An 18321-nucleotide genomic window follows, 5' to 3' on the forward strand; every position below is an offset into this window, starting at 1 on the left:
GCTTGTCAGGCCGCACTGACTTCGCGGCCCTTGAGGCTTTCTTCCCAGTCAAGGGCGTGCCGGACAATCGCCGTAAGATCATCATGAACCGGCTTCCAGCCAAGTTTCTGACGAATGCGGTCGGCCCCGGCAATCAGGGCCGCCGGATCACCGGCACGGCGTTCGGCCAGATCGACGGTGAAATCAACGCCCGAGACCTGTTTGACGGCGTCAATGACCTCGCGAACCGAGAAACCGCGCCCATACCCGCAATTCATCACATCGCTTTCGCCACCCTTTTCAAGATATTCAAGCGCAAGCACATGGGCATTGGCCAGATCGGTGACGTGAATATAGTCACGGATACAGGTGCCATCGGGGGTTTCGTAATCCTCGCCATAGATGGCCATTTTCGGCCGGACACCGGTTGCAGCCTGACTGGCGATCTTGATCAGATGGGTCGCCTTGCGCGAAGTCTGCCCCGACCGGCCCGCCGGATCAGCACCGGCAACATTGAAGTAACGCAACGCGACATAGCGCAAATCATGGGCGATCGCAGCATCAGCCAGCATCTTTTCGGTCATCATCTTGGATGTGCCATAGGGCGAGATCGGCTTGAGCGCAAAGTCTTCAAGGATCGGGGTGGTTTCGGGTTCACCGTAAACGCCCGCGGTCGAGGAAAAGATGAAATGCCTGATCCCGCTATCGACAGCGGCCTGGGCAAGCGCACGGGAATTGACAGTGTTGTTATAGTAGTATTCCAGCGGATAGATCACGGAATCCGGCACAATGATCGAACCGGCAAAATGCATGATTGCCGTGACCTCATGTTCGGCGATCACCCGACGCACCAGATCATAGTCACCACAGTCACCTTCGACAAAAGCCGCCCCGGCAGGCACCGCCCAGCGATGCCCCTGAGAGAGATTGTCAAGCACGACGACATTGCGTCCGCCATCAAGCAGTGCGAGTGCCGCGTGGCTACCGATATAACCAGCGCCACCTGTTACAAGTACAGTCATTGCCGTGTCTCCTTGTTGATGTTGCCCATTCTGATCTGGACATACTGGACAAGCACGGCCGCCATGACCTTCCCGCGCCGGGGTCGCCATGGCGGCAATACCCGGTGTCGTCACGCAACCTTTCGTTCGGGCTGCGCATCCCTGCTCATGACATTGAGCATCTTGTGATCGATGTTGTTTTCGCTCAGGAACGTCGCCATCTCGCGATAGGTCTGGAACCAGGCGCGGTTGAACTTGTCGAAAAGATCCTGATTCCAGTAATCCTCAAGCACGAATTCCTTGGTCGAGAACACGTCATAGGACGGGATCTGATAGGTTTCGGCGAATTCGACCGTCCGGCTGTCATAGGTGAAATAGATCGACGGAACACCGTTCGACAACGCCATCAGATTGCCGTGCAGACGATAGCCCAGCACGCAGTCCTTTTGACGGACGAGGTTTTCATAATCGGCAACCACGTCGGAATAGAACAGCTTTTCGCGATAGAGACGTTCCATCGTGTCGTCGAGATACCAGTTCCTGACCCAGTCATTGTTTTTGAGCGCCTGCATCGCTTCTTCGCGCTGCATGTTGCTGCCAAAGACCAGTTTTTTCTCTTCGGGTTCACCCTGAGCCATCAGGGTGATGTCATCAAACCTGCCAGCAAGCTCCTTGACCAGATCACGATGGAAGGTCAGGTAACGCTTGATGTCCTGCGCATAGGCCGGTGACACTTCGCGGCGCAGTGTGATGCCGACATTGCGCACACTATCAAGCGACGGCAGTTTGATGCGCATGTCGGGATTGTTTTGACGGAAGGCGGTCGGACAGCCAACGATACGGACATTTGTAATCCCCAGATCCCAAAGGACCTGTGCGGTATAAGCCCCGCGCACCCCGATAGAGGTCGTTGAGTCCGCCATCATGCGCAGAACGGTTTTGGTCTGTTCGGAAAGCTCGAGCTTGCCTTTGACCGGTGCCTGCGCACCAATGCCAAAGCCCAGAACCGGCAATTTCAAGCGTTTGAGAACATCAATGGTATTGCGCCAATCCATTTCCGAATGGATGTAATTCGACCCGCGCAGGAACACATAGTCATATTCCTCGCGAAGACGGTCGATATCTTCCATCTTTGGTTCGGCAATCGGCAGAACACCGAGCTTGTCATAGTTCATCAGTTTCAACGATGAATCGAAAACGAAGGCATCACCGATATTGTGGTAATGGTTGATGCTCCGCTGAACATCCTGATAGTTGTACCACCGGACGCAGTCGTGGTCGTAGACTTCGCCCGACGGGATCATTACGAGAACGCGCGCCATATTGTGTCTCCTTGGTTGATCACGTTTTTGTTCCGAATTCAGGCCGTGCTTGCCACGCTCTGTTCAGAGGCGGCCTTTGCAGACAGCAGGCGCGTTTTCAGAACCTCCCGATACTGCGCAAGATGTTGCTCTGCGCATTCCTGATAGGTCGTGACACGCGGAATCCCTTCGCGCATCCGATCCCAGAGTTTGTTGTCGCTTAGAACTTCGATCAGCCGGTCGGCCAGGTCTTCGGCACTGCCGACACGGAAATGCAGACCATTGACGCCGTCCGTAATTTTTTCGGCCATTCCACCAATATTCGAGCAAATCATCGGTCGACCGTGGAAGAATGCCTCCTGAATGACGACGGGCGAGTTTTCCCACCAGATGGACGGAATGATTGTCCAGTCGGCGAGTTCCATCAGTTTGGGCATTTCCGTATTCTGATAGGCGCCATAGAAGCGCACGCGGTCACCGGCCTTTTCGATCAGGTCATGGACCTTGTCCTGATAGTCCTGAGGCTGGCGGTCCAGATTGCCGCCAAAGATCATCAGACGGGCATCGTCCCCCCAGATGTCATCGGGCACACGCCCCACCGCATCGAGCAGGATATCGGCCCCCTTGAACATCGTCAGTTGCCCGAAAAAGGCAAAGCGCGACCGCCGTGGCTGGGTTTTGGAAAGCGGGCGGTCTTTTGCCCGTTCGTCGATATCAAGACCGTTCTCGATCACCGACATTTTTTCGGCCTTCATGCCCCAGTCGATAAAACGATTGGCCAGAAATTCGCTGGGCGACACATAGTGATCGGCCAGTTCAAGCATCGCCTTGATGAAGCGTTCACGACGCAGGAAGGATGCCGGGGAGATGTTGGGGAAACAGCCATTGCATTCAATCGGGCTTGCCCGGTTGCACAGCTTGGTCCCGCCGCTTTTGAGCATCTGGCCATGGTTGTGGCAGATGGTCAGGAATTCGTGGAACGTAAAGAAGATCGCCGTTTCCGGAAGTGCTTCACGGATGGCATAGATCGTCTCAAGACCAAGGCCCAGATAGTGATGGAAATGCACCACATCGGGTTCGTAATCCTTTACGAAGCGCAGGAAATCGCGATCAATTTCATCAGTACTGCCATTTGACAGCAGGAAGTGATCATAGTTTTCGGCGTGATAAAGGATTTCATTGTCCTTTTGACGCAGGCTCATCAATGCCGATGCGCCATGGCGCGGAACAGGATTGCCGACCCGGGCCAGATAGAAACTTTCGACCCCGTCAATGGCATTGAGTCCCTTATGCAGGTTGTAGGAGGCGACTTCTGCCCCGCCCAAAGACATGCTGGGGTGACCATGCGAAATAACCAGAACACGCAAATCATTCGACGGCATTGTTATGACTCCGCAAGTTTGAGACGACCAGCGACCAGCGGCGATCAAATGCCCAGCGGTCGAGACGATGGGACAGTTCTTCCCAGGCGGGCGCGTTGCTTATGGATTGCTCGCTGCCCAGGACTTCGATTTCGGGAATCCAGAATGACGGGGTTCCGGCCATGCGCAGCTTGAGCGCCAGATCGAGATTTTTCTCGGCCGGGCCGATATAGCCGCGCGTGAAACCGCCAATATCGACGATGGCCTTGCGCGGCAGAATGCAGCATTCAATGGTGCCTGCGGTGACTTCGCTGGGTTCGGCCCCGTCCAGAACAGCACAGGGATAGCCGACATAGCGATCCGACAAATACTGATCACCCTTGGCATCGGCCTCGATCCATGTTCCGGCCCAGCGCACGGAATCGTCTTCAAACAGGATGGTGGGTGACACCAGCGCCTTGCCACCGCGCTTGCGATAGGCGGCATAAAGCTGATCGAACCATCCGTTATAGCGCGGCAGAATATGGGCAGATACCAGCCCAACCGTTTCGGAACTGGTTGCGGCAATCCCGACTTCAAGCGCGTCACAGAAATCCTCGACGCCTTCGGCAAAGACGATGCGGGTATTGAGTTTGTAGAAGGCCGCCAGACGCAACATGTCGCTGCCGACCTGATCGAAACTTTCGACCGGGCCTGCAATGACAATCGGCAGATTGCGGGTTGCCTGATCAAGCCCCAGCAGCGCGATGGTGACACCAATATCATTGATCGTATCATCGACACCGACGACCAGCGTTACCGGAGAATTTTCGTCAAAATCGCCGATATCATGGATATCCACCGCATAGGGGTTTTGCGATGTCATGCCCTGAAGCATCGGGCCGAACTGACGTTCAATACTGTTTGATGCGGTCACCGAACGCGGATCAAGTGACGGCAGGACACGCGACAGGGCCTGACGGGCCGATGAACGGGTCGGGTTCAGGGGACAATATGCCGGAAAGGCATCGCTGATCCCCAGTTCCAGATAAACCGGCTGATCGGAGGGCGGCGTATCGTCAAGCGGACAGAACACCAGAAAACCGTGATTGTTGCGCGCCGGATTGAGCCCCGAAAACATCGGATCATTGGCAAAGGCGCTGGTAACATCGGCACGCGATTGTCTGGTCCAGCGATCATCAATGCGGACCACCTCGCCATTCACACGCAAGAAAACGTTTTCCACAGCCCGGTCAGGATCAAGCATCCAGCCCGAAATCAGCACACCGCTGCCTTCGATCAGCAACGAGAAATCAATGCCGATCCGGACGGGACGATCCAGTTCGGAAACCGTATCGCGGCCATCAAAACGATGGGCAGCCATCTGAAGATGGGTCAGGATATTTTCCGGTGCGCGAACCCGGTCAAGAACCGAACGGATATGGGCCGGGACATCCGAGGGTGCGACCAGAACACGCTGTTGATAGACCTCGATCCCGTACCAGCCTTCGCGGCCCCGGAAATAGACACGTTTGAGTTTGCCGGGATTGATCGGCTTGTCGCCCAGCATCAGGCCGGTTACACCCGATGCCTCGTCACCCAGATCATCGCGCTGAAAATCGGCACTGGTCAGTTCAGCCAAAACCGGAACGTCTTCAATTGCAATCACACGGGTTCGCCCGACCGGGAAGTCGCTTGACCAGCCCTGAATATAGATGTCGCCTTCTTCAAGGCCGCCAAGCACCTCGATAAAGCCGTTGCTGCGCGCTGCGGTCTGCACAAGGGCGGCGACCTTTTTCAGGCGCTTCTTGTCGGGATCGCCGGCAAGCAATGCTTCGATCACGCCATCAATCACGGTTGCAAATGCCGGTCCTGACTGATCGGCAATTGATGACAGGATGGCCTCGACCCGTTGCTGACGGTTTTCGATCCGGTATTCGCGCGGCTTTCCCGCCCCCTGAAACAGGGCCGTTTTCAAACGGCGCGGTGCCACATCCTTCATCGGGACAAGGGCCACGAAACCATAGGCATTTTCAGGATCGGTTTCATTGCGTCGCCAGCTGATCACGGATGCCTGTACCTTGGCGTCAGACTGACTGTTGAGATAAATGGCAATTGTTGCCGGAAGCGCATTCCCCACCCCGACCAGAAGGGCAAGGCTTTCGTCAATCAGGGCGGCGACAACTGTTCTGCCATCAAGAGGCATGCCTTGATTTTCCGTCATTTGCGGGCCTCATGAATTCTGAAAACATATTTTGAAAACAAAGTGCTACCTGTCATTTTCATGGGATCACCAGACAATCGCGCCGATTGCCAATCCGGTCGTCACACCGATCAGGCATGACAGGATCAGAAGCGGTGTTTTGAGATCATTGGTGTGCCGCGCAGTCAGCGCCGACAGACGTTCGTCAAAACCGCCCAGCGATTTGTCGAAACGCACAAGAAAGACTTCAAGCTCGTCAACGCGGCTTGAAAGTTCTTCCTGTCCGGTGCGGACAAGTTTCACCCCGGCTTCGATGCCGTCATCGGCAGAGGCCAGTTCATCCATGCGTTTGGTCGCGCCAATCAGCCGTTTGGCAGCTTCGCGCTGACCGTTTTGCAAGATGTGCTGGGCGGCCAGAAGACGGTCGAGCCGATCAAGAATTTTACCAAGCGGCGCATTCAGGGCGGTATGGGCTTGCTGTTCGCTTTGCGAGGGAATGCGCAGATCAACTTCATCACGTGAGCCGGGCATCAATGCACAGACACTGATGGTATCCGGACTGGCCAGGGCGGCGTCGGGCAATTCGATTTCAAACGCATGTTTGCCATCGCCAATCCCGTTGCGGCGCAGATCGACCCGTTCATTTTCCGCCGTCACCCGCAACAGGGAATGACCGTTCAGGCGGATAATGACTTCGATGCGGGCATCGGGTTGCTGCGGGCACCACACCCATCCGAACAGACGGCTTTGATCAATTGCATCGACCCGCCCTTCGAGCGTCAGCGCATCTTGTGCGTCATTGGCAGACGCATCGTGACCGGCACCCGGTTTCGGGGCGTTTGTCTTGGCTGGCTGTTTCTCGGCGAGTGCCATAATCATCTCCTTGGTGGATATCAGGCCGCGACGAAATCGGGACGAACCATCTTGCGGAACATCTTGAGATGTTCCTGCGCGACGTCGTCGATCAGGGCGGGCGCGCGGACCTGCCCCGAAAGTTTTTTCCAGAGTTTGGGATTGGTTGCGCAGTCCTTCATGACGCGCGCAAGTTCGGCCGGGTCATCGGGGCGGACATGAATGCCATCGTGACCATCGCGCACCATTTCGGCCATGCCACCGATGCCGCTGGTAATCACCGGGCGGCCATGCTGGAAGGCTTCCTGAATGACCAGCGGGGCGTTTTCCCACCAGATTGACGGAACAATGACCCAGTCAACACGCGCCATCAGATCGGCGATTTCATCGCGTTCATAAGCACCCATGTGCTGAACGTGATGGCTGCTTTTCGCAAACAGGTCGTGCATCTTTTCGGTGAAAGCGACAGTCTGAAACAGCACATCACCGTGAATGCGCAACGCGAAATCGGTTTCCGCCTCAACCAGCTTCCGGCTGGCTTCAAGCAGGACATCGGCCCCTTTCCAGGGATTGAGATTGCCGAAATAACCAAACACATTTGGCATGCCGGTTCCGATATTGCGTCTTGGTGCAGGCGCAACCGGTGGCCGACCGTTGTTGATCACAACAATCCTGTCGGGATCAATGCCCCAGTCAACATAGCGGTCCTTAAGGAACGCGCTGGGCGAGACGAACTGATCAACAACACGCAGATGATTGCGGATATTGACCGCGCGCATGACATGCTGATCGGATGTAAATCCGTCCAGTCCGCACAGACGACCGATGGCATCGGGTTTGGTATAGCGTTTGCGCGTGTCACGATGGACCATCAGCCCGTCATTGGGGCAAATCTGATAATAGTCATGCAAGGTCATGACGATCCGGCAATGGGGCAAAACCCGCCGGATCAGCATCGGCAATTCGATCCCCCACAACACCAGATGGTGGATGTGAACAATGTCGGGATCCCAGCTTTTGAGCAGGCGGGCAAAATCGGGGGCAACCGCATAAAGATCGGTTTGCGACATGTTGAACCGGTCAAAGTGACCCGCCCAGAACAGCATCTCATCGCCTGCATCATTGATTGCCTGAAAACTGGTGCCCGGCCGACGTTCGCGATGGACATCGTTGGTCGCCGCCACAAACAGGGCGTCGCATTCGGCGCGCTTGTAGGCGTGGAACAGATCATGGGCAAAAATCTCTGTGCCGCCGGGGTGAAGATCGGGGTGATTGTGTGCAAGCACCATGACGCGCGGGTTCATGCGGACCTCCGCGGTTTTTGGGCAACAAGAATGTCCTGATAGTGATCACCGCCATCCCCGCGCCATGCGCCGAAACTTCTGGTCGCCAGCTCAAGGCCGGTACGGTTCAGGACGTCTTCGATAAAGGCCTCGTCAAAGCCGACAGCAGCCATCGGATTTTCCCCGCGCAGATGCCAGGATGGCTGGCCTTCGGCCTTTTCAAAGCTGGTCAGGCGGGCATCGCATCCCGGTTTTGCCGGATCGTCGGTATCGCGAATGATGAAGGCCGTCATGAAAAGACGACCACCGGGACGCAGCACGCGGAAGACCTCGGAACAATAGGTTTCGATTTCTTGTGGCGGCAGATGGGTTGCCACCGAGATCATTGCAGTGAAATCGAATGTTCCGTCCTGAAAAGGCAGCCGCATGCTGCGTCCGCTGATCGCCCCTTCGGGGTTATAAAGATCGTTATGGATATCAAGCGCTTCGAAGCGGAAATTCGGATAAGCCGGTGTGATCGAGCGTTTGCACCATTCAATGCCGCTACGCACCGGATCAAGACCGCGATAGATCGCCTGCGCGGGATCAAGAAACTGTGTCAGGGGCACGGCAATACGGCCAATGCCACAACCGATATCAAGAACATCATCGGTCGGTGACAAACCGGCACGACGCACAAAATGACCAAGGAATTCGGCACCGATTGTGCGGTAATCGCCATCGCCGACAAAGACTTCTTCCTCGGGCGGGACCGGCAGGAACCGGTTGGCGATCACCTGCTGACACAGCCATTCCAGACGGGTTTCATCGACCGGCATTTTGGGCGGATATTGATGTTCGGACAGGGCGAGAACCTGGCTCATGCCGCGGCTCCTTGTCTGGTTTTGGGGCTGGTTTTGGTGGGGGATTTGTTTTGCGAAACGCCATTGGCGTGGATGTCTTCGAGCATCTCGCGCCAGCGTGACGCATGCAGCCAGCCGTTATATTCGGCAGCCACCCCGCGCATGTAATCGACATGGGTCGAGATCGATTTGCGTTCGAAGTGATAGAGACTGACATCGGGGATATATTTGATGTCAAAATCGGCCTTGCGGATTTTCAGACACAGATCGCTGTCCTCGAAATCCCCGATCACGTAATCCTCGGTAAAGCCGCCGACTTCTTCAAAGGCATCCCGATGGATCATCAGGCAGGCACCGGTGACACCGGGAACGGAGCGTTCAATATTGGCGTCACGGAACTGATCGGGCATGCCCTTGTGATAGTGGTAGTTCAACCACTTGCCGCTTTCATTGGGGGCGAAATACATCCCGGCATGCTGGATCGAGCCATCTTCAAACAGAAGCTTTGGCCCGACGGCGGCGACTTCCTGTGGCCCGCCCATTTTCGATGCCAGTCCCTCTACCCAGCCGGGCATATGCGGGATCACATCGGAATTCAGCATTGCCAGCAAATGGGCACGCGCATGCTGCGCACCGGCATTGCAGGCCCGTGCATAACCGCCATTGCGTGACATGATCACAAGCCGCATCGGGATGCCGTAAAGGATATGAAGCCCGCGCAGCAGATGTTCGCATTCTTCGGCCTGTTCGGGGGAATCAAGGACAAAGATCAGCTCGCAATTGGCAACCAGCCATGGATCACAGGCAAAAGCCCCGATCTGGGCCCGCAGGAAACCAAGCACACGATAAAGCGGCACAATGATCGAGGCATGCGGGTCTGGATGCTGGGGGCCAAGCTCGATCACGCGGTCGGTTTTGGCGAGATTCATAAGCTTTTGCTGCAAATCGCCAATGACCGGCGCCAGACAGTTTTCGATAATTTCATTGGTCAGATGTTGCGGCGGAACAGCGCGCAAGATGCGGGCGCGCGCCTCGGCCGGGTCAATCGGCTGTGCCGGGGGCACCATCAGATGGCGATTGCCCGATGTCAGGCGCATTACGCTTCGGGGCTGAAGGATCGGAACCGGGCTTTGGATATCCTGATAAAAGCCGACAAATCCGGTGGCCGGAACCGTGCGATCCTCGTCCTGGACATTGCCGGTATAGCGATAGAAACCATCGCCGAACGGATGGGCGATGCCGTTGCTATCAAGAAGATCAATGCCGGCAATCATATCGACCGGATCACGATACCAGCCCCCGATCAGCGTGCCACGCGCCGTCGTCACGGCAAGGTCGACCTCGCCACTTGGCAGCGACCCGCCACCGGCAACGCGCTGACTTGCCAGCGGACAACGGATCTGAAATTCAATTGCGGCCTTGCTTGCGGTCGGGCCGGAGCGCGCCAGTGCCCCGATGATATATTCACGCAAATCGGCATCGGACTTGCCGCGTGCCTGCCACCAGCGGGCAAGTGACGGCATCTTTGCGGTGCCGGACAATTTCCGGATGGCAAGGGTGCGCACACCGGTCGCAACCACAAAGGCCCCGTCTTCGGTGCCCGCACGATCCGCAATCATGTAAACAAGGTTCTGGCCGTTCTGGCCGCGATCACTGACATGGGGTGTCTGGGCCAGACGCCGGAAGCCGGTCGGGGACACGATATAGACGGCTTCAAGATCGCTAAAGGCTTCGGGCAATCCGGCGGCAAGCAGCATCTTGTCATCGGTCAGCTTGGCAAGCGCATTGGCGCGCTGCGGACGTTCAACGATTTCCGCGACCAGATGGTTAAGAAAACTGTTGTAGCTTTTGCTCAGGCGCAGCCGGAACATGCTGGCCCACATGCCAAACAGGGCGGCAACCAGCGACAGACGCCCGGCCGGGGTGACGTCATCAATCAGGGACTGGGCATTTACAAAATCGAAATCGCCATCGGGCTCGATTGTGACTTCGTCCTTTCGCCCGAGCGTTCCCGATTCAGCAAGAAACGACACCGGCTCATCCTTGGGACGGCGGATAACGCGCAGCAACCGGGTCCCGCCACCATTGAGCGGCAGACGCAAGGTCGCCTGGGGCGAAATTGCTTTGTGATCGGTGGTTTCGAGCTTGGGCACCTCCCACAATCGGGTCGGTGTATCCCAGATCAAAAGCAGCGTATCAGGGTTCAAAAGGCAAACGTCCGGCGCTTCGCCGGTCGTCCGCACAGCATCGGACGAGGCAAATTCAAGCATGACTATCTTTCGCTTTACTTGAAGTCGGGGACGAAGCGCCCGCAGCAATGGCTGCGGACGCAACTCGTCGGATTACTGGACGCTAAAGAAGCTGTCCGGATCGTCCTGTACGTCTTCCGCATCGACATTGTTAAGGGTGATGGAATCCCCGTTACCAAGGTCAATGACAGTGTTCGCGCCAACCTGCGTTGCACGGGCAGCAACGTCATCGGCGGTTTCAATGCCGGTGTCGTTGATATTGCTGCTAATGGAAAGCATGTCGTCGCCAGCGTGGAAGTCGAGAACAACATCGTTGCCGCCACCGCCGGAGAACACGAATGTGTCGCCGCCAGAACCGCCGGAAAGAATGTCGTCACCGGCGCCGCCATCGATGACATCATCACCCGAACCGCCAAGAATGACGTCATCACCGGCACCGCCCTGAAGAATATCGTCTCCAGAACCGCCCAGCATGACATCATCGCCTTCGCCACCGAGTACGATGTCTTCACCAGCACCACCGATCAGCAGATCACTACCGGATCCGCCATCGAGCACGTCGTTGCCTGAACCGCCAAGCAGGGCATCGGAATCAGCCCCCCCGGACAGAACATCTTCACCAGAGCCACCCATCAAAAGGTCGCTGCCGGCATCCCCGATCAATGCATCGTCTCCCGATCCACCAAACAGGAAGTCGTTTCCTTCGCCGCCAATGGCAATGTCATCGCCCGAGCCGCCGAACAAGGCATCATCGCCTTCTTCGCCAAACAGAACGTCGTCATTGCCTTGACCGAAGATTGTATCGTCACCGCCACGTCCAAAGATGACGTCACTGAAACGAGATCCGAGAAGCGCATCATCAAAGGCGCCGCCTTCGAGAGTTGCCATGTAATCCTCCTTCGTGTCCCAACATTATTGACATCGCGGGGATGTTTCCCTCGCGAGAGGATGGCCGTTCCCTCAGGGCAAACTGAAAGTCGCCCTGAACGACCACTCAGAAACCCTATATTTTTTTATTTAGTATGTGGAGGGTATTGTCGTGTTTTTATTTTGTCAATATTGTGACTTACTTCAAAAATAACTCGCTTATTTGATTATTATTTGTTCTATTTTATTTTTTATTTACTTCAAATTTCGATCAATACTTTAAGTAAAAAGGCCGTCCCCGTTGAGTTTCAGGAACGACCTTGATGGCAAAGGGTTTGATTTCGGCTGCCTTATTCCTCGCGGAATGCCTTTTCCATGCTCTGGGCAATCGGGTCGATGAGATAATCAATCGCCTTGCGCGGTGACTTCAGCACAAGAATGGTGGCCGGCATGCCCGGGCGCAATTTGATGTCTTCATGCTTTGCCAACTCATCAGGATTGATGGCAGCACGCACGATGTAATATGAGCTATCACGTTGCTCATCAACGGTTTGGTCGGCCGCGACATAGCGAACTTCACCGGCCAGCGGGGCCAGTTTGCGCTGACTATAGGCGGTCAGTCGAATTTGCGCCTTTGAGCCGACATGGACCGAGTCGATATCCTGTCGATTGATGCGCGCCTCGATCACCAATGGTTCGTCTTCGGGGATGATATCCATGATCGGCTCGGCCGGGCTGATGACCCCGCCCGGTGTCCTGATCTGGATATTGGCAACGGTTCCCGATTGCGGTGCCTTGACTTCAAGACGATCCAGAACATCGCGGCTCGCACGGATACGCTGGGTCACGTCATTCAGCGCCAGCTGGGCTTCCTGAATTTCGGTTGCGATATCGCTTTGCCATTCCATCTCGATTGAAGCCAGATTGATCTCGGCTTCGGCCTTTTGTTGCTGGGCTGCGGCTTTCTGGGCTTTGAATTCGCCCATATCCCCGACCAGATCCGACCAGTTATTTTCAATTTCAACCAGCTGGGTGCGGGTGGCAAAGCCCTTTTCGGCAAGCTGGCGGATGCCCTGAAGCTGTTCTGCGACAAGCTTTTCCTGCCGGGTGCGCGCCTTGATCTGGGAAGCAAGCGCCTGGGCTTCGGCTTCGAACTGTTCGATCTGTTTGGCCTGGGCATCAAGCTTGGCGGCATAGACTTCCTGACGCTTGGCAAACAGGCGTTTTTCATCGCGGAGAATATCGGCAACATAGCTTTCGGCATTCTGCGTAAGTTCGGTCGGGAAAATGACTTCCCTGTCGCCCCGCTGCTCGGCGCGCAGCCGGGTCAGCTTTGCCAGAAGACCGTAGCGTTCGCCGCGCAACTGACCGAGTTCTGATTCACTGCGCGTACCATCAAGCAGCGCAAGGGTCTGCCCGACCGTGACCCGATCCCCCTCCTCGACCACAAGCTGTTTGAGGATACCGCCTTCATAGTGGTTGACGGTCTTTTTGCGGGAATCAACGATCACCGATCCGTTGGCCACCGCCGCACTGTCAAGCTCGGCTGTAAATCCCCAGGTCAGAAAACCGCCAAAGCCCAGAACAATGACCGCAATCCCGGCAAGGATCGGTTTGCGCAGACTCTGGCGGGATGCTTCGCGTTCTTCGGTCAGGATCTGGTGCCATGGCACCTGCGGATCATCGACCGGGATCAGCGCGCCTTCATTATCAACATCAATGACACGGCTCATGCTGCACCTCCGCTTTCCTGCTTATGGGCGATGACGGGAATGTTTTTGATCCCGTCGCCCTCATTGGACATGTTGCGGATGATGTCCGTCCGTTCGCCAAACTGTTTGACCCGACCGTCCTGCATCACCAGCAATTTATGGGCGTATTGCATGATGCTCTGACGATGGGCGATCAGCACCACCATCGCCCCGGAATCGGCGGCCTGCCGCACGGCCCGGATCAGGGATGCCTCGCCTTCGGCATCAAGATTTGCGTTGGGTTCATCAAGGACAAGCAGACGCGGCCAGCCATAAAGGGCACGTGCGAGTGCAATGCGCTGTTGCTGCCCGCCTGAAAGCGTATGGCGACCCGCCCCAATCGGTGTGTCATAGCCCAGCGGCAGACGCCCGATCATTTCATGCACACCGGCGGCGCGTGCGGCATTGATCACCTTGCGCGGGTTCGAATCGCGCATCCGGCTGATATTGTCGCGAATTGTCCCGTTCAAAAGCGACACCGATTGCGGCAAATAGCCCACCATGTCGCCAAACGATCCGCGTTCCCACAAATAGGCGTTATGCCCATTCAGATAGACCCCGCCCGATGTCGGTTTGGCCGCCCCGACAAGCAACCGCGACAGGGTTGATTTACCCGCCGCAGACGGGCCAACCACGCCAAGGATTTCACCGGGGAAAAGTTCAAAACTGACCCCGCGCAACACCGGCACATTTGATCCCGGCACGGCATAGACCAGATTATCCACCAGAAGCGGACCTTCGGAACGCGGGGTTGGTTTGATTTCACGTTCTGACTGGGTTTCTTCGAGCATCGAGCGAATGCGTTTCCAGGCCGAAATTGCCCCCACCCATGCCCGCCAGTCGCGCGTCACATTGTCAAAGGGCAAAAGCAACCGCCCCATGATCACCGTCCCCCCGATCATGGCACCGGGCGTGGTTTCACCGATAATCACCAGATAAGCCCCCATCGCCAGAATGACGATCTGCATGCCGAATCGCACCGTTCGGGTCATGGAATACATGCCCTTGCTGCGCATATTGCCGACATCAAGAAGCTCGCTTGCATGTATCTGTTCACGCCGCCAGCGCATGGCCAGCGCCGGCATCATGCCCATGGCCTCGATCGCCTCGGCATTGGAAACAGTGGCCCCGATATCGCCAATATTGCGCAGATTGGCATCGGTTCCCTCCTTGGTGACCTGCCGGACCAGCAAATCACCGAGCAAGCTGAACCCGATCAGGATCAGAACCGCGACCAGCCCGGCAATGCCGTAATAGGGATGCAGCGCAAACATCACCAACAGGAAGATCGGCGACCACAGGGCTTCCAGCGGTGCGCCGATTGTCGAACCATTGATGAAGTTTCGAAGATCGGACAAATCCCGCAAAACCTGCGTGCCATGCAGCGATCCCTTTTCAAGGGCGACGCGCATTGCCGCAGAAATGGCGGGCAGATTGACACGGCGCAGCAGGGATTTTGCCATTTCCTGAAAAACCAGTGCGCGTAAAAAGTCGAGAATCCCGAACAGGATGATTGCGGCAATCGCGATCACCAGAAGCAGGATCAGGGTATCGGTACTTTGACTGTTGATAACGCGATCATGCACCTGAAGCATGAAAAGCGGCACGGTCAATTGCAGCACATTGAGAAAGCCGCTCATGACCCCGGCCCAGCCCAACCCCCGCACAAAGGTATATCGGGCTTCGCGGATTACCGACTGCACGTCGAGTGCTGGTCTGGCATCCTTGTTTTCCAAAGGTTTTGCCAGCTTTTTCCGACCAAAATGCATCGAATTTCATCCAATTACTCAAAAGTCATAGTTTTTCCGCAATCTAATCACATAGTTGCGATGACATGATGATCTACAATAAATTTAAATATGTCGATCTCATGTTGATGGTTGGACAATGTAAAAACTAATAACTCAGAAGTAATTCAAAAATAAAAATACTTTAGAATTACTTCTTTAATACGAGCATAACTGTGGGAAGTAAGGGCGTGCGGAAAATCGTTCAAGAACAACGTCCTGTTGTCTTCCCCAAAACGAAAATTGTGCCTTGGCATATTGCTTTGGCATCAAATCTCGCTTGGGACCAGATAACGGATCGAACACCATGACCGTCACTCATCTTGAACTGGCAAATACTGTCGAGCGCATTTATCGACGATTTGCAGACTTGCTTCGGGTTGATCTGATTCGACTCGGTAAAGATGACATCAGCCCCGCACAAGTGGCGCTGTTATTCACAATTGGCGATGATGAACTCTCTGTTCGTGATCTTCTTGATCGCGGCCATTACATGGGTTCGAACGCTTCCTATAACCTCAAACAGCTTGCTGAGTCGGGCTATGTTGAACGGCAGGTAATGGCACGTGACAGACGTTCTGCACGGATCAGGCTTGCCCCAAAGGGTCGTGAATTGTGCCGTGCCCTTCATGAATTTCACGAAGAATATCACGACGCGCTGGCCAACAATCTTGAAGACCAGCAGGAAATGGAAACAGCCCTGCGAACCTTGCGACGCCTTGAGGAGTTCTGGACCCAGACACTTCGATATGGCGGTGTGCCCATCAATGGCATGATTGAAGTAAACGAGGTTCGAAACCGTCGATGAAAATAGTCTTCGTCCATCGTCATGGACCGGGACAGTTTGTTCATCTTGCCTGCCATCTGGCCAATACCGGATGGCAGGTTTCCTTCCTGTGCGAAGCAATGAATGTTCGACTGCCTGGCATCCGCATCCTCCGGCAACGCGTCACGCCACCGGCACCGGCAACACCATTTGGACAATATCATCAGGAAGTCGGTCTCAGGGCAGCGACCACCCTTGATGCGCTTGTTCGCGAAGAAGGACCGCCCGATATCGTTTACGGGCATATCGGATGGGGCAGCATGATGTTTGCCCGCGATGTGCTGCCGGCGACACCGCTGATCGGTTATTGCGAACATTACTATCATGCCAAGGGCCGCGATGTCGGGTTTGACCCGAATGATCAGGTTCCCCTGCAAAAACGCACGCAATTACGCCTGCGCAATGTTGCGCAGCTTGCCAGCCTTGATCATCTTGATGCGGCAATCAGCCCGACACACTGGCAGAAATCGGCCTTTCCAGATGCCTATCACCACAAGATCGGCGTGTGCCATGACGGGATCGATATCCATCGATGCCGCCCGAATGCACAGGCCAGCTTCACATTGCCAGATGGCCGGGTTCTTACGCGCGAGAACAGGGTGATTACCTATGTCGCGCGCGATCTTGAACCCTATCGCGGGTTCCCGACCTTTATGCGCGCCGCAGCCAGACTTGCAAAACGCGATCCGTCGGTGCAGTTCGTCGTCGCCGGGGGCGATGGCGTCAGTTACGGACAGGTGCGCCGCGACGGGCAGAAATGGCGCGATGTCATGATGGCAGAAACCGGTCTTGATCCGTCACGCATCCATTTTCTGGGCCAGATCAGCCATGACCAGCTTGTACGGGTCTATCAGATCAGCGCCGCACATATCTATCTGACATATCCGTTTGTGCTGTCATGGTCCGCACTTGAAGCCATGGCGTGCGGGGCATTGCTCATCGCATCGGATACCGGCCCCTGTCACGACATTATCAGCGATCAGCAAAACGGCCTTCTGACCGATTTCTGGGACAGCGACAGCCTTGCCGAAAAAATGGCGGATTGCCTTGAGAATCAGGAACAGCTTGCGTATTTGCGCGAAAATGCGCGTAAGACAATCACAAACCGGTTCGAATTGCACAAATGCCTGCAAAGACAAACCAGCCTGATTGAAAGAATGGTCGCGGGAAAGGTCGGTGCTGGCAGTACTTGATCATCTCAATATTCCCTGCTGCACCGATCAATCATGCTATTTGGCTCAAAGGATGATGTGAATATACGGTGTTCATGCCGCCGGACCTCTGGCATCCGAAAACCATCCGAAAAGATACTGACTTTAAATCTGGACGGTCAGGGCTTTGGAATTCAGGTCGAATCTTTTGGTTAACTCTATTGGCATCACGCATTCACGAGCATTAGAGTCACTGAGCAAATACGACGTTGTTTGCGGTTCACGGTATGCATCCATTTCCGTCTTCGAAGCCCTAACATAAAGCCCGCGAATCAAACGAAAACACCCGCTGTGGGTAACGACCACATGTGGTTGATCGGTAGAGAGCCGGGCAAGCCAGCGTTCAATTCTCGCGCAAAGCTGACTTTTGCTCTCTCCTCCGGGGACCTGATAGTCCCATAGATCGCGCTGGTGGGCGCCAAACTCTGCTGGACGGGTCCGGGAAACTTCCGACAAAGTCATGCCTTCCCATGCACCATAATTACGTTCCGCAATCGCATCATGACTTTGGAATTCCGAATACCGGATTCCCCAGGAATCAGCGAGGATCGAGGCTGTCTGGCGGGCGCGACCAAGCGGACTGGAGATATAACTGACCGTGCCGGTTGCAGACAACTTTGTCCAAATGTCACGCGTGTTCTCTGCAACGGCGCAAATCTGGCGAAAACCGTTCAGGGTCAAGGGGGTATCCTGCCCACCTTGCAAGCGTCCTTCGATGTTCCACTGGGTTTCACCGTGGCGGATAAGCAGAATGGTCGGGAGTTTGGTTTCAGACATTTTCTAATCTTCGTGAAGCGGGTCATGAAAAATGGGCACTGAACGATCATGA

At 55.4% G+C, this 18321-nt stretch carries 14 protein-coding genes; 2 read left to right on the plus strand and 12 right to left on the minus strand.

Features of this window, described 5'->3' with window-relative positions:
- Positions 1–5: 5 nt before the first annotated feature.
- The 11 genes from galE to WA318_RS00760 form a co-directional block, all read right to left on the minus strand.
- A complete protein-coding gene (gene galE / locus WA318_RS00710; protein ID WP_114096191.1) occupies positions 6–1001 on the minus strand; it encodes a UDP-glucose 4-epimerase GalE in 996 nt (331 codons plus the stop codon).
- A gap of 110 nt (positions 1002–1111) precedes the next feature.
- The gene (locus WA318_RS00715; RefSeq protein WP_114096192.1) at positions 1112–2302 is read right to left on the minus strand and encodes a polysaccharide pyruvyl transferase family protein; all 1191 of its coding nucleotides are present in this window, start codon (positions 2300–2302) and stop codon (positions 1112–1114) included.
- 38 nt (positions 2303–2340) lie between these two features.
- On the minus strand, positions 2341–3663 hold the full coding sequence (locus WA318_RS00720; RefSeq protein WP_336079507.1) for a glycosyltransferase family 4 protein: 1323 nt from the start codon (positions 3661–3663) through the stop codon (positions 2341–2343).
- Entirely contained in the window at positions 3650–5845 is a 2196-nt protein-coding gene (locus WA318_RS00725) for a hypothetical protein (RefSeq protein ID WP_114096194.1), read from the minus strand. Before WA318_RS00725 ends, WA318_RS00720 begins: the two co-directional genes overlap by 14 nt.
- 66 nt (positions 5846–5911) lie before the next feature.
- Entirely contained in the window at positions 5912–6697 is a 786-nt protein-coding gene (locus WA318_RS00730; RefSeq protein WP_114096828.1) for a hypothetical protein, read from the minus strand.
- Positions 6698–6717: 20 nt separating this feature from the next.
- On the minus strand, positions 6718–7980 hold the full coding sequence (locus WA318_RS00735; protein ID WP_114096195.1) for a glycosyltransferase family 4 protein: 1263 nt from the start codon (positions 7978–7980) through the stop codon (positions 6718–6720).
- On the minus strand, positions 7977–8822 hold the full coding sequence (locus WA318_RS00740) for a class I SAM-dependent methyltransferase (RefSeq protein WP_336079511.1): 846 nt from the start codon (positions 8820–8822) through the stop codon (positions 7977–7979). Before WA318_RS00740 ends, WA318_RS00735 begins: the two co-directional genes overlap by 4 nt.
- Positions 8819–11071 (minus strand): glycosyltransferase, encoded by a 2253-nt coding sequence (locus tag WA318_RS00745; RefSeq protein WP_336079512.1) that lies wholly within the window; start codon positions 11069–11071, stop codon positions 8819–8821. Before WA318_RS00745 ends, WA318_RS00740 begins: the two co-directional genes overlap by 4 nt.
- Before the next feature lie 72 nt (positions 11072–11143).
- Positions 11144–11938, minus strand: a complete 795-nt coding sequence (locus tag WA318_RS00750) for a calcium-binding protein (protein ID WP_336079514.1) — start codon at positions 11936–11938, stop codon at positions 11144–11146.
- 329 nt (positions 11939–12267) lie between these two features.
- Entirely contained in the window at positions 12268–13650 is a 1383-nt protein-coding gene (locus WA318_RS00755; RefSeq protein ID WP_114096199.1) for an HlyD family type I secretion periplasmic adaptor subunit, read from the minus strand.
- Positions 13647–15437 (minus strand): type I secretion system permease/ATPase, encoded by a 1791-nt coding sequence (locus WA318_RS00760; protein WP_336079515.1) that lies wholly within the window; start codon positions 15435–15437, stop codon positions 13647–13649. Before WA318_RS00760 ends, WA318_RS00755 begins: the two co-directional genes overlap by 4 nt.
- Before the next feature lie 325 nt (positions 15438–15762).
- Here WA318_RS00760 and WA318_RS00765 point away from each other — a divergent pair, with 325 nt between their 5' ends.
- Positions 15763–16263, plus strand: coding sequence for a MarR family winged helix-turn-helix transcriptional regulator (locus WA318_RS00765; RefSeq protein WP_114096201.1), 501 nt, complete (start codon positions 15763–15765; stop codon positions 16261–16263).
- Entirely contained in the window at positions 16260–17474 is a 1215-nt protein-coding gene (locus WA318_RS00770; protein ID WP_336079516.1) for a glycosyltransferase, read from the plus strand. Before WA318_RS00765 ends, WA318_RS00770 begins: the two co-directional genes overlap by 4 nt.
- A gap of 123 nt (positions 17475–17597) precedes the next feature.
- Here the strand turns inward: WA318_RS00770 and WA318_RS00775 are convergent, their stop codons facing one another.
- Positions 17598–18269 carry a histidine phosphatase family protein gene (locus tag WA318_RS00775; RefSeq protein WP_336079517.1) on the minus strand — a complete coding sequence of 224 codons (672 nt, stop codon included), beginning with the start codon at positions 18267–18269 and terminating at the stop codon, positions 17598–17600.
- Positions 18270–18321 lie beyond the last annotated feature (52 nt).

The organism is Thalassospira sp. CH_XMU1448-2, from assembly GCF_037027285.1.
GTDB classification, from domain to species: domain Bacteria; phylum Pseudomonadota; class Alphaproteobacteria; order Rhodospirillales; family Thalassospiraceae; genus Thalassospira; species Thalassospira profundimaris_C.

Bases quoted from the DNA above. Each gene is read 5' to 3' on its own strand.
- galE (WP_114096191.1), bottom strand. From the start codon at position 1,001: ATGACTGTACTTGTAACAGGTGGCGCTGGTTATATCGGTAGCCACGCG.
- WA318_RS00715 (WP_114096192.1), bottom strand. From the start codon at position 2,302: ATGGCGCGCGTTCTCGTAATGATCCCGTCGGGCGAAGTCTACGACCAC.
- WA318_RS00720 (WP_336079507.1), bottom strand. From the start codon at position 3,663: ATGCCGTCGAATGATTTGCGTGTTCTGGTTATTTCGCATGGTCACCCC.
- WA318_RS00725 (WP_114096194.1), bottom strand. From the start codon at position 5,845: ATGACGGAAAATCAAGGCATGCCTCTTGATGGCAGAACAGTTGTCGCC.
- WA318_RS00730 (WP_114096828.1), bottom strand. From the start codon at position 6,697: ATGGCACTCGCCGAGAAACAGCCAGCCAAGACAAACGCCCCGAAACCG.
- WA318_RS00735 (WP_114096195.1), bottom strand. From the start codon at position 7,980: ATGAACCCGCGCGTCATGGTGCTTGCACACAATCACCCCGATCTTCAC.
- WA318_RS00740 (WP_336079511.1), bottom strand. From the start codon at position 8,822: ATGAGCCAGGTTCTCGCCCTGTCCGAACATCAATATCCGCCCAAAATG.
- WA318_RS00745 (WP_336079512.1), bottom strand. From the start codon at position 11,071: ATGCTTGAATTTGCCTCGTCCGATGCTGTGCGGACGACCGGCGAAGCG.
- WA318_RS00750 (WP_336079514.1), bottom strand. From the start codon at position 11,938: ATGGCAACTCTCGAAGGCGGCGCCTTTGATGATGCGCTTCTCGGATCT.
- WA318_RS00755 (WP_114096199.1), bottom strand. From the start codon at position 13,650: ATGAGCCGTGTCATTGATGTTGATAATGAAGGCGCGCTGATCCCGGTC.
- WA318_RS00760 (WP_336079515.1), bottom strand. From the start codon at position 15,437: ATGCATTTTGGTCGGAAAAAGCTGGCAAAACCTTTGGAAAACAAGGAT.
- WA318_RS00765 (WP_114096201.1), top strand. From the start codon at position 15,763: ATGACCGTCACTCATCTTGAACTGGCAAATACTGTCGAGCGCATTTAT.
- WA318_RS00770 (WP_336079516.1), top strand. From the start codon at position 16,260: ATGAAAATAGTCTTCGTCCATCGTCATGGACCGGGACAGTTTGTTCAT.
- WA318_RS00775 (WP_336079517.1), bottom strand. From the start codon at position 18,269: ATGTCTGAAACCAAACTCCCGACCATTCTGCTTATCCGCCACGGTGAA.